The sequence below is a fragment of the Pseudomonas sp. IT-P218 genome (assembly GCF_949767605.1).
Classification (GTDB): Bacteria; Pseudomonadota; Gammaproteobacteria; order Pseudomonadales; family Pseudomonadaceae; genus Aquipseudomonas; species Aquipseudomonas putida_AE.
On the sequence record NZ_CATKQQ010000096.1, the window covers coordinates 241,778 to 259,424 of the forward strand.

General features: G+C 60.7%; 16 protein-coding genes, 4 tRNA genes and 2 pseudogenes. 16 read left to right on the forward strand and 6 right to left on the reverse strand.

All coding sequences use genetic code 11. From position 1 onward, the window contains the following. Window positions 1–438: an FKBP-type peptidyl-prolyl cis-trans isomerase gene (gene fkpB / locus ACM6I6_RS30250; RefSeq protein WP_414921201.1), complete on the forward strand. Its 438-nt coding sequence runs from the start codon at window positions 1–3 to the stop codon at window positions 436–438. A 149-nt stretch (window positions 439–587) separates the two neighbouring features. Further along, window positions 588–1,535, forward strand: a complete 948-nt coding sequence (gene ispH, locus ACM6I6_RS30255; RefSeq protein ID WP_046815712.1) for a 4-hydroxy-3-methylbut-2-enyl diphosphate reductase — start codon at window positions 588–590, stop codon at window positions 1,533–1,535. A 4-nt stretch (window positions 1,536–1,539) separates the two neighbouring features. On the opposite strand, the pseudogene ACM6I6_RS30260 reads toward ispH, so the two are convergent. After that, window positions 1,540–2,053, reverse strand: a pseudogene (locus ACM6I6_RS30260) (GspH/FimT family pseudopilin). Between the two features lie 85 nt (window positions 2,054–2,138). Between ACM6I6_RS30260 and ACM6I6_RS30265 the strand changes: the two are divergent. The 7 genes and pseudogenes from ACM6I6_RS30265 to thiO all read left to right on the forward strand — a co-directional run bounded on the left by ACM6I6_RS30265 (window position 2,139) and on the right by thiO (window position 7,748). Continuing rightward, on the forward strand, window positions 2,139–2,612 hold the full coding sequence (locus ACM6I6_RS30265) for a GspH/FimT family pseudopilin (protein ID WP_323608766.1): 474 nt from the start codon (window positions 2,139–2,141) through the stop codon (window positions 2,610–2,612). After that, entirely contained in the window at window positions 2,609–3,058 is a 450-nt protein-coding gene (pilV, locus tag ACM6I6_RS30270; RefSeq protein ID WP_274074541.1) for a type IV pilus modification protein PilV, read from the forward strand. Before ACM6I6_RS30265 ends, pilV begins: the two co-directional genes overlap by 4 nt. Beyond that, on the forward strand, window positions 3,055–3,768 hold the full coding sequence (locus tag ACM6I6_RS30275; protein ID WP_414921196.1) for a PilW family protein: 714 nt from the start codon (window positions 3,055–3,057) through the stop codon (window positions 3,766–3,768). The genes pilV and ACM6I6_RS30275 overlap by 4 nt, the downstream gene beginning before the upstream one ends. 11 nt (window positions 3,769–3,779) lie before the next feature. Next, the gene (locus ACM6I6_RS30280) at window positions 3,780–4,250 is read left to right on the forward strand and encodes a PilX N-terminal domain-containing pilus assembly protein (RefSeq protein ID WP_323608768.1); all 471 of its coding nucleotides are present in this window, start codon (window positions 3,780–3,782) and stop codon (window positions 4,248–4,250) included. Between the two features lie 97 nt (window positions 4,251–4,347). After that, window positions 4,348–6,177 (forward strand): annotated as a pseudogene (locus tag ACM6I6_RS30285) (pilus assembly protein); the annotation flags it as partial. A 14-nt stretch (window positions 6,178–6,191) separates the two neighbouring features. Beyond that, window positions 6,192–6,593: a type IV pilin protein gene (locus ACM6I6_RS30290; protein WP_323608770.1), complete on the forward strand. Its 402-nt coding sequence runs from the start codon at window positions 6,192–6,194 to the stop codon at window positions 6,591–6,593. A gap of 54 nt (window positions 6,594–6,647) precedes the next feature. Then, entirely contained in the window at window positions 6,648–7,748 is a 1,101-nt protein-coding gene (gene thiO / locus ACM6I6_RS30295) for a glycine oxidase ThiO (protein ID WP_414921197.1), read from the forward strand. 96 nt (window positions 7,749–7,844) lie between these two features. Here thiO and ACM6I6_RS30300 read toward each other — a convergent pair whose 3' ends face one another. The 4 genes from ACM6I6_RS30300 to ACM6I6_RS30315 all read right to left on the reverse strand — a co-directional run bounded on the left by ACM6I6_RS30300 (window position 7,845) and on the right by ACM6I6_RS30315 (window position 12,149). Next, window positions 7,845–9,182 carry a sigma-54 dependent transcriptional regulator gene (locus ACM6I6_RS30300; RefSeq protein WP_323627356.1) on the reverse strand — a complete coding sequence of 446 codons (1,338 nt, stop codon included), beginning with the start codon at window positions 9,180–9,182 and terminating at the stop codon, window positions 7,845–7,847. Beyond that, on the reverse strand, window positions 9,179–10,768 hold the full coding sequence (locus tag ACM6I6_RS30305; protein WP_414921198.1) for a sensor histidine kinase: 1,590 nt from the start codon (window positions 10,766–10,768) through the stop codon (window positions 9,179–9,181). The genes ACM6I6_RS30300 and ACM6I6_RS30305 overlap by 4 nt, the downstream gene beginning before the upstream one ends. Then, window positions 10,758–10,991 (reverse strand): PP0621 family protein, encoded by a 234-nt coding sequence (locus ACM6I6_RS30310; RefSeq protein WP_274074549.1) that lies wholly within the window; start codon window positions 10,989–10,991, stop codon window positions 10,758–10,760. Before ACM6I6_RS30310 ends, ACM6I6_RS30305 begins: the two co-directional genes overlap by 11 nt. A gap of 135 nt (window positions 10,992–11,126) precedes the next feature. Then, complete coding sequence (locus ACM6I6_RS30315) at window positions 11,127–12,149, reverse strand: outer membrane protein assembly factor BamD (RefSeq protein WP_274074550.1); 1,023 nt, start codon at window positions 12,147–12,149, stop codon at window positions 11,127–11,129. Between the two features lie 151 nt (window positions 12,150–12,300). Between ACM6I6_RS30315 and rluD the strand changes: the two genes are divergently transcribed. The 7 genes from rluD to ACM6I6_RS30350 all read left to right on the forward strand — a co-directional run bounded on the left by rluD (window position 12,301) and on the right by ACM6I6_RS30350 (window position 17,396). Continuing rightward, on the forward strand, window positions 12,301–13,263 hold the full coding sequence (gene rluD, locus ACM6I6_RS30320) for a 23S rRNA pseudouridine(1911/1915/1917) synthase RluD (RefSeq protein WP_274074551.1): 963 nt from the start codon (window positions 12,301–12,303) through the stop codon (window positions 13,261–13,263). Continuing rightward, complete coding sequence (pgeF, locus tag ACM6I6_RS30325) at window positions 13,260–13,985, forward strand: peptidoglycan editing factor PgeF (RefSeq protein WP_323608775.1); 726 nt, start codon at window positions 13,260–13,262, stop codon at window positions 13,983–13,985. Before rluD ends, pgeF begins: the two co-directional genes overlap by 4 nt. Before the next feature lie 130 nt (window positions 13,986–14,115). Beyond that, window positions 14,116–16,680, forward strand: coding sequence for an ATP-dependent chaperone ClpB (gene clpB / locus ACM6I6_RS30330; RefSeq protein ID WP_274074553.1), 2,565 nt, complete (start codon window positions 14,116–14,118; stop codon window positions 16,678–16,680). A 299-nt stretch (window positions 16,681–16,979) separates the two neighbouring features. Continuing rightward, window positions 16,980–17,055 (forward strand) — tRNA-Asn (locus tag ACM6I6_RS30335). A gap of 9 nt (window positions 17,056–17,064) precedes the next feature. Next, window positions 17,065–17,141 (forward strand) — tRNA-Pro (locus ACM6I6_RS30340). 5 nt (window positions 17,142–17,146) lie between these two features. Then, window positions 17,147–17,222 (forward strand) — tRNA-Lys (locus ACM6I6_RS30345). A gap of 97 nt (window positions 17,223–17,319) precedes the next feature. Further along, window positions 17,320–17,396 (forward strand) — tRNA-Pro (locus tag ACM6I6_RS30350). 2 nt (window positions 17,397–17,398) lie between these two features. Here ACM6I6_RS30350 and ACM6I6_RS30355 read toward each other — a convergent pair. Continuing rightward, a partial coding sequence (locus ACM6I6_RS30355) for a hypothetical protein (RefSeq protein ID WP_414921199.1) occupies window positions 17,399–17,647 on the reverse strand: 249 nt, incomplete at its 5' end.

The window sequence follows — 17,647 nt, forward strand, 5'->3', positions numbered from 1 at the left end:
TTGGCTGAGCAACGCATCGGCCAGAACACGGAAGTCACCTTGCATTTCGCATTGCGCCTGGAGAACGGCGACACGGTGGACAGCACCTTCGACAAGGCCCCGGCGACCTTCAAGGTCGGTGATGGCAACCTGCTCCCAGGTTTCGAAGCGGCGCTGTTCGGTTTCAAGGCGGGCGACAAGCGTACCCTGAGCATCGAGCCGGAAAACGCCTTCGGCCAGCCTAACCCGCATAACGTGCAGATCATCCCGCGTTCGCAGTTCCAGGACATGGAGCTGTCGCCCGGTTTGCTGGTGATCTTCAACGATGCGGCCAATACTGAATTGCCGGGTGTGGTGAAAGAGTTCGATGACGCGCAAGTGACCATCGACTTCAACCATCCGCTGGCAGGCAAGACGCTGACCTTTGACGTGGAAATCATCACCGTCAAAGCGCTGTAACTGCTTTCTGTAGGAGCGAGCTTGCTCGCGATGAACTCATTGGCACCGCGTCAACATAGAATGTGCGCGGTGTACCTGAGTTTTTCGCGAGCAAGCTCGCTCCTACAGTGGTTTTTCATTGTTTTCGCGCGCAAGACACGAGGCACAGCATGCAAATCAAACTCGCCAACCCCCGTGGCTTCTGCGCCGGTGTGGACCGGGCGATCGAAATCGTCAACCGCGCCCTGGAAGTCTTCGGGCCGCCGATCTATGTGCGCCACGAAGTGGTCCACAACAAATTCGTCGTCGAAGACCTGCGTAACCGCGGGGCAATCTTCGTCGAGGAACTGGATCAGGTGCCGGACGACGTGATCGTGATCTTCAGTGCCCACGGCGTGTCCCAGGCCGTGCGTACCGAAGCCGCCGGCCGTGGCCTGAAAGTGTTCGACGCCACCTGTCCGCTGGTGACCAAGGTGCACATCGAAGTCGCCCGTTACAGCCGCGACGGTCGTGAATGCATCCTCATTGGCCACGCCGGTCACCCGGAAGTCGAAGGCACCATGGGCCAGTACGATGGCAGCAACGGTGGTGCGATCTATCTGGTCGAAGACGAAAAGGATGTCGCCGAACTGCAGGTGCACAACCCGGAAAAACTGGCGTTCGTCACCCAGACGACCTTGTCCATGGACGATACCAGTCGCGTCATTGACGCATTGCGTACGCGTTTCCCGGCCATTGGCGGCCCGCGCAAGGACGACATCTGCTACGCCACGCAAAACCGCCAGGACGCGGTCAAGCAACTGGCCGACGAATGCGATGTGGTGCTGGTGGTCGGCAGTCCGAACAGCTCCAACTCCAATCGCCTGCGTGAACTGGCAGAACGCATGTCTACCCCGGCCTACCTGATCGATGGTGCCGAAGACCTGGAAAAAAGCTGGTTCGACGGTGTCGAGCGCATCGGCATCACCGCCGGCGCTTCCGCTCCGGAAGTCCTGGTGCGGGGCGTGATCCAGCAATTGCAGGCCTGGGGCGCAACCGGTGCCGATGAGTTGGCCGGTCGTGAAGAGAACATCACGTTCTCCATGCCCAAGGAGCTGCGGGTCCGTTCGCTGCTCTGAGCCTTCACCCCGGGCATAACGCCTGCGCGGCCTGCTCGTTGCGCAGGCTGATGCGACCGTTCGAGGCCAGTACCACCTGGTGCTGGCTCTGCGCTTCGCGTGCCGCGCACACGTGCAATGTCCCCGCTTGAAATCCCCCCGGCTACCGGCCCACCCAGTGGACCGAAGCGTATGGCTGTCTTGATATACCGATTACCCATGATCGCCACGCCCATGCCGCTGCGGCGCTCGACCAGCAGCGGATTGTCGGGGTCCTCATGGCCCTTGCCGCTGACATCCAGAATGATCCGCCAGCCCTGGCTCCAGTCGTCGTCGATGCCGTGAATGACCACGACCTGGCCACGGGCTATCGCTTCGCTTCTTGCACTGCGCAAACCGCTGACGAGTGACTTGGCTGCCTCCTCGCGATGGTTCGATTCTGTAAGCCCTGCAAAGGCCGGACTGACCAGGAGCAGAACAATCCCGACAATCGCGAGTCCCATAAGCAATTCGATCAGACTGAAACCTTGCTCACGCATGAAATCTCCCTCCCTGGAATATGCTGCCTCGCGCGATCCCTGCGCCAGTAGAAGCAGGTATAGCCGACGGCAACGAAGGGCAACGGTGGATCATCGTTCAAAAGGTTTCACGCTGATCGAGTTGCTGGTGGCGTTGGCGATCTTCCTGGTCCTGATCACCCTGGCGGTCCCGGCGTTCATCCGTTCGACACAAGGCACCAGGGCCGACACCGAGATGGGGGATCTGCGACGTGCCCTGAACTACGCCCGACTGGAAGCCATCGACCGAGGCGTGCCCATTCGGCTGCGACCCACGGCGGGAGGGAGCGGGTGGAGCGGGGAATTGTCGGTCTATGACAGCACGGGCACCCCGGCCAATGTGTTGCGGGTTGTTCCGCCGATGAGCAGCGGGGCGACTCTGGCGCTACCCTCGGATGTCACGGCGATCGATTTCAATAATCTGGGCGGGCTGTCATCACCCTCCATGCCAGTGGTGATCAGCTATGTGCTCGGAACACAAAGCAGGACGCTGAATGTGTGTTTGAACGGACGAATTCTATTGGGTGGAAGTTGCGGATGAGGCCATGGAGCAAGCGTGCCCAGGAGGGCATGACGCTGATCGAAGTGCTGGTGGCGTTGCTGATCCTGGGCGTGGGGCTGTTGGGCGCGGCCGCCTTTCAATTGAATGCCTTGAAGTACACCGACAGTGCGCGCATGACCAGTCAGGCCAGCTTCATCGCCTACGACATGATGGACCGCATTCGCGCCAATGCAGCCGCCGACTACACCGTTACACCGCCAACCTCGGGCAATCCGAACGACGCCCGGGACCAGGACCTCTACGATTTCACCCGTAACATTGCCGGTTTTGGTGGCGAAACGGCGACCGGCAGCATCTCCCTGAGCCAGCGGGTGTACACCATCACCATCACCTGGGACGACTCGCGGGCCGCCAACGCTGCCGACTCACGGCGCAGTTTCGTCCTCACCAGCCGCGCGACTGTCGACCCGGTGGCGAGGCCATGAGCCGCTGCAGTCGCGGCTTCGGCCTGGTCGAGTTGCTGATCGCCCTGGCCTTGAGCCTGGTCGTGGTGCTGGGCGTGGTGCAGGTATTCATCGCCGCGAAAAACACTTACATCAGCCAGAACTCCGCGGCGGCCATGCAGGAGGACGCGCGTTTCGTGCTGAGCAAAATGATCCAGGAAATCCGCATGGTCGGCATGTTCGGCTGCCTGGGGTCTATCACCGATGCCAGCAAAGCGCGTGACTTCAATGCCAGCCATCTAAAGCCGATCAGTTGGGACAACGCCGGTCGCAAGTTGACCCTGGTCACGGCGGACATCGGCAGCAATGGCGGGACGCCGGCCTGGACGGTGGTATCCGATTGTCGCACCAGCGCGACGGCGTATTCCGACTCGCAAGCACCTGCTACGGGGCAACTGGCATTTCCCATCCGCCGATTGATCTACAGCTTGAAGAACGGTGAGCTGAAGATGGGCGTCGGCAGGGATAAGCCGCTCGAGCAAGTACTGGTGGATAACGTCAGTGCCTTCGACGTCAGCTTCGGCCTGGCCAGCTCGGCTTCCGATCTGGCAGTGTCCAGTTACAGCAGCAACCCGTCGGACCCGGCACGCATCCGCAGCGTACGCCTGAGCCTGACCCTCACCGACCCGAACAATCGGGTGGGCGACCAGACCTTCAACGTGGTTGCCGCCTTGCGCAACCGCTTGCCATGAGGCGCGGGCCGATGAGCGTTGCCCCTGGTGCCCAGCGCGGCATGGCGCTGCTGGTCAGCCTGGTGTTCCTGTTGCTGCTGACGCTGATCGGTATTTCATCGATGCAAAACGCCACCCTGCAGGAAAAAATGGCCGGCAGCCTGGGCTTGCGCAATCAGTCGTTCCAGCTGGCCGAAGCGGTATTGCGCGTGGGTGAAAGCGCGGTGCAGCTCGATAGTTACTCGTTGCCCGTGTGCAGCGGCACTGCCCGGTGCGCCCCGCCTGCCGAGTCGGCGAGCCTCACCGCGGCCGGGTTCAATTCCACCTCGGGTGTGACCTGGATCGCGTCCGGCAACGGCTTCTATGGCGTGCAGAACATCGGCACCACCAAGGCGGCGGTGAACGTGCCGAGTAACACCTCGGCGACCCTGTACCGGGTCACCGCCGTGGGCATTGCGGGCAGTTCACGCAGTGTGGTGGAGAGCATTTATGCGAAATATTGAAAGTCGCTCACAGCGCTGGCGGTGGTTGAGTGGGGCCATGTGTGCCTTGTTGCTGGCCGCTCCGGCCTATGCCTTCACGCCTGCGGATTCGCCCTTGTTGTGCAGCAAGGCCGGCTCCGGCGGCAGTGGTGTCGCCAGCGGCACCCGCTATTTCCAGACCAGCTACGACCCCAGGGACTGGCGTGGCACGATCAAGGCCTATGGCTTCACCGCCAGTGGCACGGTCGATACCTCTTCGGTGCTGTGGTCCACCGATACGGCCATCGTGGCGGGCGCCACGGGACCGGCCTATCAATCGTGGAACAGTCAGACCCACAGCGCCGTGACATTGGCCTTTGCCAATTTGTCTGCGGCTCAGCAAGGCGTGCTCAGCCAGGGCTTGCCTGGCGGTATTACGGGCAGCGATCTGCTGGAGTGGAGCAAGGGCGCGAACAAGGCCGGCCTGAAAGTGCGCAGTGTATTGCTCGGCGATATCGTCAACTCGCCGCTGGTCCTGGCGGCGCCTTCGGATAAAACCGCAGCTGATTGGTCGGGGGATACCAGCTACAGCACTTACCTGGCGACCAAGGCGGCCAACATGCATGCCAGCCTGGTGGTCAACGCCAACGACGGTTTTGTCAGCGTCATCAACACCGCCAACGGTGCCCGGCGCTACGCCTACATGCCCGCCAGTGTGCTGCCGTCCTTGCATTACATCGCCGATCCCACCTACATCAACGGCGTTGGCCACAGGTTTCTGGTGGATGGGCAGGTGGGCGTGTTTGATGCCCAGTTGAACAGCGCCTGGAAGACCCTCGCCCTGGGCGGAACGGGCGAGGGCGGGCGAACCTTCTATGCGCTGCAACTGTTCGACGCATCGGCGGGGAATGTGACCAAGGCCCTGTGGGAAATCAGCGCGCCGGACACTGCCAATGCGGCGAACGCTTTTAATGACCTGGGTTATGCCTACGCTCGTCCGGAGGTGGCACGCTTGGCGGATGGGCGCTGGGCGGCGTTCATTGCCAATGGCTATGGCAGTTACTCCGGGGTGGCGGCGTTGTACGTGGTGGATATTCGCGACGGCAGCCTGATCAGGAAAATCGTGATCGACAGCAGCGAGACCACTAACGGCTTGTCTTCGGTGAAACTCAGGGTGAACTCGCAGAATGTGGTACAGGCTGCCTATGGCGGAGACCTCAAGGGGCGGCTCTGGAAGTTCGACCTCAGTGGCGCCACCCCGAACGCCTGGGGCCTCGCATTTGCCGGCAAACCTTTGTTCACCACCGCCGGTGGTGCTACCCAGCCCATCACCGCGCAGCCATTACTGGCGGACAGCGCCCAGGGTGGAACAATGGTGTTTTTCGGCACCGGCAAATTCAACGAGACAGCGGACAGGATCAACAAAGACCTGCAGGCGTTCTACGCGGTGTGGGACGCGCAGGGTGGCTCGGGACAAATCACCACGTCCAACCTGCAGGCCCAGGCAGTGACCGGGGTGTCGGCGCAGTCCATCACCACCAGCCAGTACGAGGTCACCTACCCGACGCAAAAGGGCTGGTATTTGCCGCTGGTGTATAACAACGCACTGACCGGTGAGCGGGTGATCAACCAGGCCAGCCTGGTGCTCGGTCGGATCGTCTTTACCACGGCCAGCGTGGATACCACCGACCCTTGCGCCAGCTTTGGCAGCGGCAAACTGATCGAACTCGATGCGTTCAGCGGTAAGATGCTCAATTACGCGGTGCTCGACACCAACGGCGACGCCGTGGTCGACAGCACCGACACGCTGTCCAGCGGCGTGGTCTTTACCGGCGGGATGCCGACCCTGAACGCCATCGTCAATGGCGCGACGCGCAAGATCGTGAACGATTCCAGTGGCGGTATCTCCACGCTGGTGGAAAAATCCGGCGGCGGCAGCCGTCGCATCATGTGGCGACAAATACAGTAAGTGAGAATTGAGGCATGCGCAGTTCCAACCGCGGTTTTACCCTGATCGAAATCATGATCGTGATTGCGATCATCGGGATCGTCATCACCATTGGCTATCCGAGCCTCACCGAGTACGTGAACAAGGGGCGTCGCACCGAAGTCGCCGGCCTGCTCTCGGAACAGGCGCAGATCCTCGAGCGCTACTATTCGAAAAATAACGTCTACACCAATGCCACCGATCTTAGCGCCGGCAACGATTACTACAGCATCACACCGACCCTGACGGACCAGACGTTCATGCTGACGGCAACCCGCAAGAGCGATGCCGCCATGGCCGCTGACAAGTGTGGTGACTTCACGCTCACCAACACCGGTGTCAGAAGCATGGTCAATGCGGCGGACGGCCTGACCACCAAGGATTGCTGGGGTCGCTGAGTTCCTTTTCGGGCGCCCTTTGCGCCTCTGTCTATTGAACGGTTGGATCAGAACATGACCAGGCAACAGCAAGTGGTGATCGTCGGTGGTGGGGTAATCGGGCTGCTGACGGCATTCAATCTCGCGTCCCAGGTGCAGAGTGTGGTGCTGCTGGACCGCTCGAATGTCGGCCAGGAATCGTCCTGGGCCGGTGGTGGCATCGTTTCGCCGCTCTATCCATGGCGCTACAGCCCGGCGGTGACCGCGCTGGCGCATTGGTCCCAGGATTTTTATCCACAGCTGGGCGAGCGCTTGTTTGCGGCCACCGGCATTGATCCCGAGGTGCATACCACAGGCCTGTACTGGCTTGACCTGGACGATGAGGCCGAGGCGCTGGCCTGGGCCGCGCGCGAGGGCCGGCCGCTGCGGGCTGTGGATATTTCGGCGGCCCACGATGCGGTGCCGGTGCTGGGCGGTGGTTTTTCCCGGGCGATCTACATGGCCGACGTGGCCAACGTGCGCAATCCACGGCTGGTGAAGTCGCTCAAGGCGGCCTTGCAGGCGCTGCCGAACGTGACGATCCATGAGCAGTGCGAAGTCAGCGGGTTTATTCGGCAGGACGAAAAAATAGTCGGTGTGCAGACCTCCACCGGCGCGATCCATGGCGACCAAGTGGTCCTCACCGCTGGTGCCTGGAGCGGCGATCTGCTCAAGAGCCTGGGCCTTGAATTGCCGGTCGAACCGGTGAAAGGGCAGATGATCCTCTACAAGTGCGCGGCGGACTTCCTGCCAAGCATGGTGCTGGCCAAGGGGCGCTATGCGATTCCGCGCCGCGATGGTCACATCCTGATTGGCAGTACCCTGGAGCATGAAGGCTACGACAAGACGCCGACCGAATCGGCACTCGAAAGCCTCAAGGCCTCGGCTATCGAATTGATTCCGGCGTTGGCCGATGCCGAGGTGGTGGGGCATTGGGCCGGGTTGCGGCCAGGCTCGCCGGAGGGCATTCCCTATATTGGCCAGGTGCCGGGTTTCGAGGGGCTTTGGCTCAATTGCGGGCATTACCGCAACGGGTTGGTGTTGGCGCCGGCGTCGTGTCAGTTGTTTGCCGATGTGATGTTGGGCAGGGCACCGATCATCGATCCGGCACCTTATGCGCCAACCGGGCGGATCTGAAACAAGATCAAAAGATCGCAGCCTGCGGCAGCTCCTACAGGAGAAATGCGTACCCCTCCTGTAGGAGCTGCCGCAGGCTGCGATCTTTTGAGGCCGTCAATCCAAACCGAGTTTCTTGAGCCTGTAGCGCATCGATCTGAATGACAGATTCAACCGCTGAGCCGCCGCCGTGCGGTTCCAGCGGGTCTCTTCCAGCGCCTGCAAAAGCAACTGGCGCTCAACGTTTTCCAGGTACGCTTCCAGGTTATCGATCTGCGTAAGGTCCGGCACACCCGCTTCGGCGGCACAGTTGCCTTCGGCCAGGCGCAGGTCGCTGGGCTCGATCTGCTGGTTGTCGCATAACGTGTGAGCCCGTTCGAGCATGTTCTCAAGTTCGCGCACATTGCCCGGGAAACGGTAGCTTTTCAGGACCTCGAGGGCATTGGGGTGGAGTGTTGCCGCGGGCTGCCCGGTGTCTGCAGCCAGGCGCTTGAGCACATGGCTGGCCAGGGGCTCGATGTCGTCACGGCGTTCGCGCAACGGCGGAACCCGCAGCTCGATCACGTTCAGGCGGTAGTACAGGTCCTGGCGAAAACGTTCGGCAGCGACTTCGGCGCCAAGGTCTTTGTGGGTGGCGCAAAGGATGCGCACATCGACCACCACTTCCTGTTGCCCACCGACGCTGCGTACTGCTTTCTCCTGGATGGCCCGCAACAGTTTGACTTGCATCGGCAGAGGCAGGTCTGCCACTTCGTCGAGAAACAGGGTGCCGCCGTGGGCCGCCTGGAACAGTCCCGGTTTATCTTCGATGGCGCCGCTGAAGCTGCCTTTTCGATGGCCGAAAAACTCGCTCTCCATCAGCTCGGTCGGAATCGCACCGCAATTGACCGGGACAAAGGGTTGGCTGGCCCGTGGTCCTCGCTCATGAATAAGGCGGGCGACCCGTTCCTTGCCGCTGCCGGACTCGCCACTGATGTACACCGGTGCCTGGCTACGGGCCAGCTTGTCGATCTGTTTGCGCAGATCGCGCATGGGCGGTGAGTCACCCAGCAAACGACGATCGATGGCGGAGCCAGGGGCGGGCAGCAGCAAGGCACTGGTCACCAGTTCCCGAAGGCGGGTCAGGTCCACCGGTTTGGTCAGGAAATCGAACGCACCGGCCTTCAACGCATTGATCGCCGTGTCGAGGCTGCCATAGGCCGTGATCATGGCCACCGGGACTTGCGGGTAGCGTTGCTGGATGTGTTGCACCAGCTCCAGGCCGCTGCCGTCGGGCAAGCGCATGTCGGTCAGGCACAGGTCAAACGCCTCGCGCTGGAGCAGGATCAAGGCCTCGCCAGCGTTGCGTGCGCTGTAGGTATCGAGCTTCATCCGGCCCAGGGTGATTTCCAGGAGTTCGCGGATGTCCGGCTCGTCGTCGACGATCAGGACTTTTTGCCGTGGGCTCTTGTTCAACCTTGTTTGCATCCGTGAGCAAAGGTAATGCGAAAGCAGCCGCCGCCCTGGCGTGATTTGAAGTCCAGGCGAGCCTGGTTGCTTTCGCACAGCTCACGGGACAGATAAAGGCCCAGGCCAGTGCCCTGGTGGCTGGTGGTGAAGAAAGGCTCGAACAATTGCGCTTGATGGTCCGGGGCCACCCCGGGTCCGTCGTCGAGGATTTCGAGGATCGGCAGCTGACTCTCAGGGTCGATGAACAACTCAAGCCAGACCTGCGCCTGGTCGTGGTTCAGGGCGCTATGGCGCCATGCATTGCGGATCAGGTTGTCGAGAATCTGCTCCAGCTGGTTCGGGTCCATCAAGGTACTGAAGTCACCGCAAGCCATGCGTAGATGGATCTTCTGGCGCTCGGTCGCCTGCTCGCGGGTTTGTGTCACGAACTGCTCCAGCCACGGCTTCAGGTCGAGTCGTTGCGCCACGGTTTGCTGGCGACGGGACAGTTGCAGGACGTTTTCGATTACCCGATTCATTCGCTGAGAGTGGTCTTGAATAATCTGCGTCAGACGTCGATCCGCGGCATTCAGTTCCTCCGATTCGCGCAATAGCTGCGCGGCGTGACTGATGGCGCCTAACGGATTGCGGATTTCATGGGCGACACCGGCGGTCAGGCGGCCGAGGGCGGCGAGTTTCAGTTGTTGAGCCTGCTGGGTGACCTGGGCGAGGTCTTCGAGAAAGACCAGGATCTGCTGATGCGGGCCAGGAGCCAGGGCAATGAAGCTCGGCTGCAGTTCAAGGCCGCTGCCGGGGATTTTCAGGCTATGCGGGCGCAGCGTCGGGTTGTTGATCCACAGTTGCAGACGTTCGACCAGGGCGGGGGCCTGTTCGTCGATCCGCCGGCCTTCGAGGCGCTCGCAGCCCAGCAGGGCCAACGCACTGTGATTGGCCAGTTGCACGCGCCATTGGTCGTCAAACACCAGAATGCCAGTACGCATGCGTTGCAGGATCAGGGCATTGAGGGCTTCCAGGCCGATGACTTCGCTGGTTTTCTGTTCTGCCAGGGTTTCGCTGACTTCCAGTCGTCGGACCAGGCCTTGCACCAGCAGTGCCGCGGCAAAACACAGGGCGCCGAGCGTGCCGATCTGCAAGTAATCGTTGGGGCTGGCGGGATGGCTGAGATTCAGCAGGAAACTCGAACCCAGGATGCCAAGTGCGCTGATGGCGGCGATCAGCAAGCCGATGCGTCCTCGCAACAAGGTATTGCTGATGGCCACCGAGACGATCAACAAGTTGCCGATGGCGCTGGCCACACCGCCACCGGCGTAGAACAACACGCAAAGCAGCAGGACATCGACCAGCGCCAGGCTGAGCAGTTGTGTCGGACGGCGGGTGTTTGCGAAGAAGACCACCAGCAGGATGTTCAGCACCAGGTACAACCCGCTGGCGTAGCGCAGCAGGTCGTCATTGGCGGACGTCAGCAACCGGTAGTCCAGGTTGCTGGAAATCAGCAGCACCAGGGTGATGCCGATGCTCAGGCGGTAGAGGTGATAGAGGCGCAGCAGTCGCTGGGCCTGTTTGTCGCCGGGACTGGTCGTCTCAGCGATCACTGGAGCCTGGGCCTTGCTCAAGGTGAGCCTGGCTGCAATACCACTGTTGTTGAAGGCTCAGCGCACGGTCGCGGGGCAGGTGCACGCCGCAATGGGCGCAGCGGACCATGGGCGCCGCTTCCAGCTCGGCGGAGGACTTGGGTGCAGAGACCTGGCGCTTGTACTTGCGCCAGAACCAGACAGCGGCGGCAATCACTGCGATCCAGAATAGTAAACGAAGCATGGTGAGCTGCTTTATGACGGATGAGCCGCCAGTTTAGCCAAGGACATGACAGGCGCACAGCGTATTCGCGCGGCATAAAAACGGCGCAATAAAAAAGGGAGACTCGAGCGTCTCCCTTTCTGTACCACCGTCGTATCAGTCGAATACGCCGAAGGTCATGTAGCTGAACCACGAGCGGTCTTCGTTGTTGCCCTCGGCCTCGTGATCCTCTTCCTCGATCACATCGCCGTTGCCGTCTTTAGGCTTGAGCTCGCTCGGAATCGCGTCCTTGGCATCCTGGAACTGCTTCTGCACGTCCTGGTTGGCGCGGGTTTCTCCCGGTGGCAGCGGCGGACGGGATTCGATCAGGCCCAGGGTGGCCTTGCTCAGCCACGAACGGTTGTCGGCTTCGGCGACCGATGGCACGAACTGACCGTCCACCAGGCTTGGGTGGTTCGGGTAGTTGAGCTTCAGGGTTTCGAGGCTGGTGGCAGCCAGTTCATCCAGGTGCAGGCGCTGGTAGGCCTCGGTCATCACCGCCAGGCCGTCGCCGACCGCAGGGGTTTCCTGGAAGTTTTCCACCACGTAGCGACCGCGGTTCGCGGCGGCGACGTAGGCCTGACGGGTCAGGTAATAGTCGGCCACGTGGATTTCGTAGGCGGCCAGCAGGTTGCGCAGGTAGATCATGCGCTGCTTGGCGTCCGGCGCATAACGGCTGTTGGGGAAGCGGCTGGTCAGCTGGGCGAACTCGTTGTAGGAGTCGCGAGCGGCACCCGGGTCACGCTTGGTCATGTCCAGCGGCAGGAAGCGCGAGAGCAGGCCAACGTCCTGGTCAAAAGACGTCAGGCCCTTGAGGTAGTAGGCGTAATCGACGTTCGGGTGCTGTGGGTGCAGGCGAATGAAGCGCTCGGCAGCGGCCTTGGCGGCTTCTGGTTCGGCGTTCTTGTAGTTGGCGTAGATCAGCTCCAACTGGGCCTGATCGGCATAACGGCCGAACGGATAGCGCGATTCCAGAGCCTTCAGCTTGGCAGTGGCGCTGGTGTAGCTATTATTGTCCAGATCGGCTTGAGCCTGTTGGTACAACTCGACTTCGCTCAGGTTTTCGTCTACGACTTCCTTCGAAGAGCAAGCAGCGGTCAATGCGAGGATGGCGATCAGCAGCAGGTGTTTCACTTGCATGGCGGCTTGCGTCCCTATGACGGCCGCTGTCTTGGGCGAGGCCGTCCTGTTATGATGAGCGCCCCGTTGAATAGCCTCGGGGCAAAAGACGCCGTATTTAACCACAAGCGCGCAGCCGAAACCAAAGGCTGTGCCGACGCCTAGTCCGAGCATGTCCGATAAAATTGAACTTAGCGCAGAGGTGCCGTCCGAATTGGGCGGCCAACGCCTCGATCAAGTCGCCGCACAATTATTCGCTGAGCACTCGCGCTCGCGCCTTTCCGCCTGGATCAAAGACGGCCGCCTGACTGTGGATGGGGCGGTTGTCCGCCCGCGAGACATCGTTCACGGTGGCGCCATTCTTGAACTCACTGCCGAGCAGGAAGCTCAGGGCGAATGGGTCGCTCAAGACATCGCCCTGGACATCGTCTATGAAGACGACGACATCCTGGTGATCAACAAGCCTGCGGGCCTGGTGGTTCACCCGGCTGCTGGCCACGCTGATGGCACCTTGCTCAACGCCTTGCTGCACCACGTGCCGGACATCATCAATGTGCCCCGCGCCGGTATCGTGCATCGCCTGGACAAGGACACCACCGGTCTGATGGTGGTAGCCAAGACCATTCAGGCGCAGACGCAGCTGGTTACACAGTTGCAGAGCCGCAGCGTCAGCCGGATCTACGAGTGCATCGTGATCGGCGTGGTGACGGCTGGCGGCAAGATCAATGCGCCGATCGGTCGTCATGGCCAGCAACGCCAGCGCATGGCCGTGATGGAAGGTGGCAAGCAGGCCGTCAGCCACTACCGCGTGCTTGAGCGTTTCCGTTCCCACACCCACGTGCGGGTGAAGCTGGAAACCGGTCGTACACACCAGATTCGCGTGCACATGGCGCACATTAACTTCCCGTTGGTCGGAGACCCTGCCTACGGCGGTCGTTTCCGGATTCCGCCGGCCGCCAACCCGACCATGGTCGAGTCGCTGAAAAACTTCCCGCGTCAGGCGCTGCATGCGCGGTTCCTCGAGCTGGATCACCCGACCACCGGTGAGCGCATGAGCTGGGAATCGCCGTTGCCGGAAGATTTCGTCTGGTTGCTGACCCTGCTCAAGCAAGACCGCGAGGCGTTTGTCGGATGAGTGACTGGCTGATTCCTGACTGGCCCGCGCCGGCCGGGGTCAAAGCCTGTGTCACCACCCGTGCGGGCGGCGTCAGCCTGGCGCCGTTCGACAGCCTCAATCTTGGTGATCACGTCGACGACAGCCCCGAAGCTGTCGCCGAAAATCGCCGGCGTCTGACTGATCGTTTTTCGATTCAACCGGCCTGGCTGCAGCAGGTCCACGGCATCGTCGTGGCGCATGCGGATCCGAGCCGGGTGGACACTGCCGATGCCAGTTGGACCTCAACGCCGGGCATTGCCTGTGCGGCGATGACTGCGGACTGCCTGCCTGCGTTGTTTTGCGACCGTGCCGGTACGCGTGTCGCGGCGGCCCATGCCGGTTGGCGCGGGTTGGCGGCGGGGGTGCTGGAAGCGACCCTCGACAGCCTGGACGTGCCACCTGCCGAGGTTCTGGTCTGGCTTGGCCCGGCCATTGGTCCGAAAGCCTTCGAAGTCGGCCCGGAAGTGCGGGCAACCTTCGTCGAGCAACTGCCCGAAGCTGCTCAAGCTTTTGCGCCGAGTCAAAACCCCGGCAAGTTCATGGCCGACATCTATACGCTGGCGCGCTTGCGCCTGGCAGCCCGTGGTGTAACCGCTGTCTACGGCGGCGGGTTCTGCACCGTCACCGATCCACGCTTCTTTTCCTACCGCCGTGCGTCCCGCACCGGTCGATTTGCCTCCTTGATCTGGCTCGAACGCTAGACTTGTCTGACCTGCATCAACGTCTCGACGCTTGAAACTCCCAGAATCGACCGCATCTATTGTGGTATCTGGCAGGTTTCTTCATTCAGGATGTTTTATAGGTCCGGCCTGCTCAAAAGGAAGGTGACCCATGCGTATAGACCGTTTAACCAGCAAATTGCAGTTAGCGTTGTCCGATGCCCAATCCCTGGCCGTCGGTCTCGATCATCCGGCCATTGAGCCGGCGCACTTGATGCAAGCCCTGCTCGAGCAACAGGGCGGCTCGATCAAGCCCCTGCTGATGCAGGTGGGCTTCGACGTCAACAGCCTGCGTAAAGAGCTGACCAAAGAGCTCGACCAGCTCCCGAAAATTCAGAATCCGACCGGCGACGTGAACATGTCGCAGGATCTGGCGCGTCTGCTCAACCAGGCCGATCGCCTGGCCCAGCAAAAGGGCGACCAGTTCATTTCCAGCGAACTGGTGCTGCTCGCCGCGATGGACGAGAACAGCAAGATCGGCAAGCTGTTGCTCGGTCAGGGCGTGAGCAAGAAAGCCCTGGAAAACGCGATCAACAACCTCCGTGGTGGTGAGGCAGTCAATGACGCGAACCACGAGGAAGCCCGGCAGGCGCTGGATAAGTACACGGTCGACCTGACCAAGCGTGCCGAGGAGGGCAAGCTCGATCCGGTGATCGGCCGTGACGATGAAATTCGTCGCACTATCCAGGTGCTGCAACGCCGCACCAAGAACAACCCGGTGCTGATCGGTGAGCCTGGCGTCGGTAAGACCGCCATCGCCGAAGGCTTGGCCCAGCGCATCATCAATGGCGAAGTGCCGGATGGCCTCAAGGGCAAGCGATTGTTGTCCCTGGACATGGGGGCATTGATTGCCGGTGCCAAGTATCGCGGTGAGTTCGAAGAACGCCTGAAATCCCTGCTCAACGAGCTGTCGAAGCAGGAAGGGCAGATCATCCTGTTCATCGACGAACTGCACACCATGGTCGGCGCCGGTAAAGGCGAGGGCTCGATGGATGCGGGCAACATGCTCAAGCCAGCCCTGGCGCGTGGCGAACTGCACTGCGTCGGTGCCACCACGCTCAACGAGTACCGTCAATACATAGAGAAGGACGCCGCCCTCGAGCGACGCTTCCAGAAAGTGCTGGTGGACGAGCCGAGCGAAGAAGACACCATCGCCATCCTGCGTGGCCTGAAAGAACGCTATGAGGTCCACCACAAGGTGGCGATCACCGACGGCGCGATCATTGCGGCGGCCAAGCTCAGCCATCGCTATATCACTGACCGGCAGTTGCCGGACAAGGCCATCGACCTGATCGACGAGGCCGCCAGCCGCATCCGCATGGAGATCGACTCCAAGCCGGAGGTGCTGGACCGCCTGGAACGACGTTTGATCCAGCTGAAGGTGGAATCCCAGGCGCTGAAGAAAGAAAGCGACGACGCAGCGAAGAAACGCCTGGAAAAACTCCAGGAAGAAATCGCCCGCCTCGAGCGTGAGTACTCGGACCTGGAAGAAATCTGGAACTCGGAAAAAGCCGAGGTTCAGGGTTCTGCGCAAATCCAGCAGAAGATCGAACAGTCCCGTCAGGAACTGGAAGCCGCTCGCCGCAAAGGCGACCTGAACCGCATGGCGGAGTTGCAGTACGGGGTGATCCCGGACCTGGAGCGCAGCCTGCAAATGGTCGACCAGCATGGAAAACCTGAAAACCAGTTGCTGCGCAGCAAGGTGACTGAAGAAGAGATCGCCGAAGTCGTGTCGAAGTGGACCGGTATTCCCGTGTCGAAAATGCTCGAAGGCGAGCGCGAAAAACTGATGAAGATGGAAAGCCTGTTGCACCAGCGTGTGATCGGCCAGGACGAAGCGGTGGTGGCCGTGTCCAACGCGGTGCGGCGTTCCCGCGCCGGGTTGTCCGACCCGAATCGCCCGAGCGGCTCGTTCATGTTCCTCGGCCCGACCGGTGTCGGTAAAACCGAGCTGTGCAAGGCGCTGGCTGAATTTCTCTTTGATACCGAAGAGGCGATGGTGCGGATCGACATGTCCGAGTTCATGGAGAAACATTCCGTGGCTCGCCTGATCGGTGCGCCACCAGGCTACGTCGGTTACGAGGAGGGCGGTTACCTGACCGAGGCGGTGCGTCGCAAGCCATACTCGGTGATCCTCATGGACGAAGTCGAGAAGGCGCACCCGGATGTGTTCAACATCCTGCTGCAGGTGCTGGAAGACGGTCGCTTGACCGACAGCCATGGCCGTACGGTGGACTTCAAGAACACCGTGATTGTCATGACCTCCAACCTGGGTTCGGTGCAGATCCAGGAATTGGTGGGTGATCGTGAGGCGCAGCGCGCGGCGGTGATGGATGCGATTTCCAGCCACTTCCGGCCGGAGTTCATCAACCGGGTCGACGAAGTGGTGATCTTCGAGCCTTTGGCGCGGGATCAGATTGCTGGCATCACCGAGATCCAGTTGGGTCGCCTGCGCAGTCGCCTGACCGAGCGGGAGCTGAAGCTGGAACTGAGCCCAGAGGCCATGGATAAGCTGATCGCGGTCGGCTACGACCCTGTGTACGGCGCACGGCCGCTCAAGAGGGCCATACAGCGCTGGATCGAGAACCCGCTGGCGCAGTTGATCCTTTCCGGTCGATTCATGCCGGGTGACACCGCTCAGGGCGTGGTGGAAAACGACGAAATCGTCTTCGTCTGATCCGTAACCGCAGCAAAATCGAAAAGGCCTCGCACAACGAGGCCTTTTTTTCATTCAGGCTGTTGAACTCTAAGGAAAAGGCTTGTAAAGTGCGCCCCGCAGTAAGTCACCCGCCAGGGTTTCTGCTTCAGGCAGGAATCTAAAATAAGTTGCAAATCATTAACTTGAATGCAAATTAGGGGGTTGACAGAGGTGCTGAAGATTGTAGAATAGCGCGCCTCAGACACACGAACGCAGCGATGCGAACGGGTCGAAGAGAACGCAGTAAAGCTACAAAGTTGTAAATTGAAATGTGTAGTTCCGTGATAGCTCAGTCGGTAGAGCAAATGACTGTTAATCATTGGGTCCCAGGTTCGAGTCCTGGTCACGGAGCCAATTTCAAGCCGGGGTATAGCGCAGTCCGGTAGCGCGCCTGCTTTGGGAGCAGGATGTCAGGAGTTCGAATCCCCTTACCCCGACCATTTTTGGGTCGTTAGCTCAGTTGGTAGAGCAGTTGGCTTTTAACCAATTGGTCGTAGGTTCGAATCCCACACGACCCACCATTTTTGAAACCAGTTAACGCTGGAATCGAATCTTAAGATCAGAGGCCAAAAGCGCTGATCGAAGAAGGCGACTTTAGTTAGGTCGCCTTTTTTTTACCGGGGTATAGCGCAGTCCGGTAGCGCGCCTGCTTTGGGAGCAGGATGTCAGGAGTTCGAATCCCCTTACCCCGACCATATTAAAAATCCTCGTATCGAAAGATACGGGGATTTTTTTTGCCTGCGAAAATTTCCAGAACACTGCAAAACCAATGTGGGAGCCAGCCTGCTGGCGATGGCGCCATGTCAGTCAACATCGATGGTGACTGATTCGACGCTATCGCCAGCAGGCTGGCTCCCACAGAAGTCGCGACAGCCTGCAAATTCCCGGGCCGACCTAAATTCTTGTGGGAGCCAGCCTGCTGGCGATGGCATCCCCACAAAATTTC

Bases quoted from the DNA above. Each gene is read 5' to 3' on its own strand.
- ispH (WP_046815712.1), top strand. From the start codon at position 588: ATGCAAATCAAACTCGCCAACCCCCGTGGCTTCTGCGCCGGTGTGGAC.
- pilV (WP_274074541.1), top strand. From the start codon at position 2,609: ATGAGGCCATGGAGCAAGCGTGCCCAGGAGGGCATGACGCTGATCGAA.
- ACM6I6_RS30275 (WP_414921196.1), top strand. From the start codon at position 3,055: ATGAGCCGCTGCAGTCGCGGCTTCGGCCTGGTCGAGTTGCTGATCGCC.
- ACM6I6_RS30280 (WP_323608768.1), top strand. From the start codon at position 3,780: ATGAGCGTTGCCCCTGGTGCCCAGCGCGGCATGGCGCTGCTGGTCAGC.
- ACM6I6_RS30290 (WP_323608770.1), top strand. From the start codon at position 6,192: ATGCGCAGTTCCAACCGCGGTTTTACCCTGATCGAAATCATGATCGTG.
- thiO (WP_414921197.1), top strand. From the start codon at position 6,648: ATGACCAGGCAACAGCAAGTGGTGATCGTCGGTGGTGGGGTAATCGGG.
- ACM6I6_RS30310 (WP_274074549.1), bottom strand. From the start codon at position 10,991: ATGCTTCGTTTACTATTCTGGATCGCAGTGATTGCCGCCGCTGTCTGG.
- ACM6I6_RS30315 (WP_274074550.1), bottom strand. From the start codon at position 12,149: ATGCAAGTGAAACACCTGCTGCTGATCGCCATCCTCGCATTGACCGCT.
- rluD (WP_274074551.1), top strand. From the start codon at position 12,301: ATGTCCGATAAAATTGAACTTAGCGCAGAGGTGCCGTCCGAATTGGGC.
- pgeF (WP_323608775.1), top strand. From the start codon at position 13,260: ATGAGTGACTGGCTGATTCCTGACTGGCCCGCGCCGGCCGGGGTCAAA.
- clpB (WP_274074553.1), top strand. From the start codon at position 14,116: ATGCGTATAGACCGTTTAACCAGCAAATTGCAGTTAGCGTTGTCCGAT.